This window comes from Sphingomonas oleivorans (assembly GCF_003050615.1).
Taxonomy (GTDB): Bacteria; Pseudomonadota; Alphaproteobacteria; order Sphingomonadales; family Sphingomonadaceae; genus Sphingomonas_H; species Sphingomonas_H oleivorans.
Genome location: NZ_NWBU01000013.1, coordinates 1 through 1,042 on the forward strand (window position 1 = coordinate 1; position 1,042 = coordinate 1,042).

At 64.9% G+C, this 1,042-nt stretch carries 1 protein-coding gene; it reads left to right on the forward strand.

Going from position 1 to position 1,042, the window contains the following annotated elements; translation table 11 throughout:
- Window positions 1-1,042: flavin monoamine oxidase family protein (locus tag CLG96_RS14870; RefSeq protein ID WP_107969010.1), on the forward strand; the 1,042-nt coding region annotated here is incomplete at both ends.

The window sequence follows — 1,042 nt, forward strand, 5'->3', positions numbered from 1 at the left end:
ATCCGCCGACACGGCGTGAGCTTTTGTCCGCCATCGGCAAGGCAGGTGGGGCGGCAGCACTTTACCAGGCGATGACGGCGCTGGGCCATGCGGCGCCGACGACGTTCAGCGGCCCGCCGCGGCTGACGGGCGCCCGCAAGGGCGCATCGGTGATCGTGCTCGGGGCGGGGCTCGCCGGCATGCTGGCGGCTTACGAGCTGGCCAAGGCGGGCTACAAGGTCCAGATCCTGGAATATCAGACCCGCCCCGGCGGCCGGAACTGGTCGCTGCGCGGCGGCGACAGCTATACGGAAGTGGGCGGCGCCACGCAGAAGGTGGCGTTCGCGCCGGGCAATTATCTCAATCCCGGCCCATGGCGCATCCCCTACCACCATCGCGGGCTGCTCCATTATTGCCAGCAGTTCGGCGTGGCGCTCGAGCCTTTCATCCAGCTCAACCACAATGCCTATGTCCACAGCAGCAAGGCGTTCGGCGGCAAGCCGCAGCGCTATCGCGAGGTCGCGGTCGACTTCAAGGGCCATATCTCCGAGCTGCTCGCCAAGGCGGTCAACCAGAATGCGCTCGACGACAAGCTGACCAAGGAAGATCGCGAGCGCCTGCTCGAAGCGCTGCGCGGCTGGGGCGTGCTCGACAAGAATATGGCCTATAGCAGCAGCCTCAAGGTCTCGGCCCAGCGCGGCTACGACCATGCACCGGGCGGCGGCGTCGACGGCGCGCCGACGCCGTCGCAGATCTTCGGGCTGAAGGACGTGCTCGATCCCAAGATCTGGAACACCATGTCCTTTTATTTCAACTATGTCATGCAGACGACGATGTTCCAGCCGGTCGGCGGCATGGACATGATCGGCAAGGCCTTCGCCCGGCAGGTCAGGAATCTCATCACCTACAACGCCAAGGTGACCAAGATCGCGCAGGGCGAGAACGGCGTCACCATCACCTATCAGGACATTCCGAGCAATGCCGTGCGCGAGGTCAAGGCCGATTGGTGCGTCTGCACCATCCCCGCCTCCATCCTCAGCCAGCTCGACGTCCAAGTGTCGGA